This window comes from Mesorhizobium sp. M7A.F.Ca.CA.003.01.2.1, from assembly GCF_003998945.1.
GTDB classification, from domain to species: Bacteria; Pseudomonadota; Alphaproteobacteria; order Rhizobiales; family Rhizobiaceae; genus Mesorhizobium; species Mesorhizobium ciceri.
In genome coordinates this window covers 1-2,978 of record NZ_RZRA01000729.1, presented here as the reverse complement: position 1 = coordinate 2,978, position 2,978 = coordinate 1, and the positions used below count along the sequence as shown (strand labels likewise).

Here is a 2,978-nt window from a genome sequence, read left to right as displayed (position 1 = left end):
GGTGCATACGGCGGGGTTCCACACCTCGGATGAGCCGTCGTCGCCCGCCATATATCGAGCTTCGCCGTCCGGTTTATATTGGCTGCGAGGGAGCGTCAGAAGTCGGTTATGCCGGCTTTCTGCAAGATCTGATCCGCGATGCCAATTTGCCGGTGCACCTGCACGTTGACGAATTGGGGCCGGGGACCGGCGATCCGCTGTCGCGTATCGAGATGGCGGTGCTGCGCCTGAAGCTGCTCCAGAGAAAACGCCGTGCGCCCGCGGAACGCTTCGCGCTTTTGGATTTTGACCAGGCCGAGCGCGATCCGCAGCGCGCCGAGCGAACGCGCAAGCTCGCGGCCGACAACGGAATCACGATTCTCTGGCAACGGCCCTGCTTTGAGGCAATGCTGCTGCGCCATCTGGAGGGCAAGGCGGCCAACCGCCCGCCCGATACGCCGGGGGCGGTTAAGGCGCTCGAAAAGGAATGGCCGGAATACAAAAAGCCCATGACGCGCGCCAACCTGGCGCGCCGGATTAATCGGGATGCCGTCCTGCGGGCGGCAGGTGTCGAGGCCGAACTACAAGCCTTGCTCCGCAGTATCGGGGTGCTCTAGCGATCGGGATACGCGACTTCCGCGCTGTATGGTCGCCGGCGGCGGTGAACCGGTGGCGACGGAAGCTTCGCCACAAGCACGTCCCGAACCGGACGTTCCGCTCCCGGCCCAAAGGCGAGATCAAAATATCTGCTCGGCAATGTCGGCTATTGGCGCTTGGCACAAGGTGGGCCGATCCGGGGACGTCGTTAATTGGCCACAATACGATCCTCGCCGACTAACGACAGTCCATCGGCCGTTGGCGAACGTCTCGCAGCTCTGCCCTGAGGCGCCGATCATGGCTCTCAATCGAGCTTCAGCGCCACAACCTCGCCTTCGTTCATCAACGGCACATAAAGGATCGACTTGCCATCGGCGCCGATGTCGGCGCTGCCCGGCTTGAACTGCGCCACCACCTCCGGCGCGCCGCCCGCATGATGGCGGTAGAGCTTGCCGGTCATGTAGGCGGTGGTATAGATGGTGCCGCCGATGGCTACGACGCCGTCGAGATCGGCGAATTTCTGGGCGGCCGGCAAGGGCGAAACCACCTTGCTGGCGATGTCGACCGACAGCAGGCCGCCAAGCTCCGTCGTGCTGAAGTCGGGCTTGATGCCCTTGCCCCAGGAGGCGACGATCAATCGGCCGCCATCGGCGAAGATGCCGTTGGGTGAAGCCAATGCCCCGTCCTTGACGAACAGCTCCGGCCGGTCGCCATCGATGCGGTAGATGGCGTCGGCCAGCATGTCGGTGACATAGACCTTGCCGGATTGGTCCGATGTCATGTCGTTGAGGAAGACCGCGTTCGGCACCGCGATGCTGGCGACCAGCTTGCCGCTGGCGAGGTCGACGACGCGGACTTTCGTGATGTCGGCGACATAGAGCTTGCCGCCCGAGATCGCCATGCCCTTGGGTGCGTCCATGCCGTCGGTCCAGTGCTGGGTGACCGTCTTGCCGTCCAGCGACAGCACGGAGAGATAACCGTTGCCGTCGGCCTCGCCGGGATTGCCTGATATGTTGGAAACGATGATGCGATTGTCAGCGGCGTCGAACAGGGCCGATTCCGGCTGTTCGAGCCCGGTGGCGCGCCAGAGTTCGCCGGCCTCCGCGGCGGGCACTGCGGCAATGCCGATGACGGCGATAAAGGTTGAGGTGATGAGGGTGTTCATGACTGCTCTCCTGAGATGACGAGGCAGAGCTATGGCTTTCGATACTTTTCGGAAAGGCCTGACGCCGCTAGTATCGAATATCGATACGAAACTAGCGACAAGAGGTGCATCCAATGAACGGTCTGATCTTCCAGGCGCTGAAGCGGACGTTGAAGGCGAAGGGCGTCACCTATCGCGCGCTGGCCGAACGCATGGGCGTTTCCGAACCGACGGTGAAGCGTATCTTCCATGAGCGCAATTGCAAGCTCGACCGGCTGATGGAGATTTGCGCTGCGGCCGGTGTCGAACTGGAAAACGTGCTCGGCTCGATGAACCGGGGGCCTGGGCCGGTCAACCACATCGCGCCGGAGATCGAGCGCAAGCTCGCCAGCCGGCCGGCGCTGCTGTTCATCTTCGTCATGCTGTCAGAAAAGTTCACGCCCGAAGGCATCATGCGCTCGCAAGGCCTGAGCGAGGCTTCGATGTTCCTCTATCTGCGCGATCTCGAGGAACTCGGCCTGATCGCGCTCGGACGGGGTCTCTCGGCGAGACTGCTGGTCGAGACGCCGATCCAGTGGAACTTCGAAGGGCCGCTCAGGCCGCTGTTCGAGATGACCAACAAGAATTTCATCGGCTGGGCCATCACCCATATCGACAAGGAAGCGACCTTCGTCAGCTTCTCCAGGCGGATGCGGCCGGAGACGGCTGAAATGGTGCGGCGCGAGGCGGAGGATCTCGCCGACCGCGCCAAGCTGCTCGCCCATCACGACCAGCACACGACGCCGGAGGATGGCCTGATCGGCTACAAATGGACGTTTGCCTTTGGCGCGACGCCATTTCCGGCAATCATGCCGATCGGGCCGCACGCGCGAGATGCCGGGGCGAGGCCTGATACGCCCGCCGCCGCGAAAGGACAGCGGCCGCTGCCGGCCTGACCAGGCACCGCGTCAATCGTCTCAGCACGATTGCATCTGGTGGCTGAGCTTACCGCGCACGACCCTGGCAGTGCCGACCGCCACCATTTTTGCCGCTGTCTTGCCCCCCGGACCCGCCATGCGACCGGCGACGCCGACCGCGCCATTGACGGCGCCCATCGTCTTCATCTGCCCGACCGTCTCGTTCATACGCGCCCGGCAGTCCTGCATTTTCCTGGTCGCCTCGACTGCAGCCAGGGCCTCGCCAAGACCTGCCGGCGAGTCCGGGCCGGCCGCCAACTCCGCCAATTGCGCATGCTGGTCTGGCGTGATCGGCGGGCTGG

The 2,978-nt window shown here is 63.7% G+C and carries 4 protein-coding genes; 2 read left to right on the top strand and 2 right to left on the bottom strand.

Translation table 11 applies throughout. From position 1 onward, the window contains the following. On the top strand, positions 1-596 hold a 596-nt coding region (locus EN969_RS24510), incomplete at its 5' end, for a hypothetical protein (protein ID WP_206525221.1). A 284-nt stretch (positions 597-880) separates the two neighbouring features. On the opposite strand, the gene EN969_RS24505 is transcribed toward EN969_RS24510, so the two are convergent. Continuing rightward, complete coding sequence (locus EN969_RS24505) at positions 881-1,741, bottom strand: hypothetical protein (protein ID WP_063169638.1); 861 nt, start codon at positions 1,739-1,741, stop codon at positions 881-883. A gap of 113 nt (positions 1,742-1,854) precedes the next feature. Between EN969_RS24505 and EN969_RS24500 the strand changes: the two genes are divergently transcribed. Beyond that, positions 1,855-2,655: a helix-turn-helix transcriptional regulator gene (locus tag EN969_RS24500; RefSeq protein WP_063169639.1), complete on the top strand. Its 801-nt coding sequence runs from the start codon at positions 1,855-1,857 to the stop codon at positions 2,653-2,655. 21 nt (positions 2,656-2,676) lie between these two features. Here EN969_RS24500 and EN969_RS24495 read toward each other — a convergent pair. Further along, positions 2,677-2,978 (bottom strand): hypothetical protein (locus EN969_RS24495; RefSeq protein ID WP_164758455.1); only part of this gene is annotated, 302 nt, incomplete at its 5' end.

Excerpts from the sequence above, each read along its gene's own strand:
- EN969_RS24505 (WP_063169638.1), bottom strand. The coding sequence starts at position 1,741 with ATGAACACCCTCATCACCTCAACCTTTATCGCCGTCATCGGCATTGCC.
- EN969_RS24500 (WP_063169639.1), top strand. The coding sequence starts at position 1,855 with ATGAACGGTCTGATCTTCCAGGCGCTGAAGCGGACGTTGAAGGCGAAG.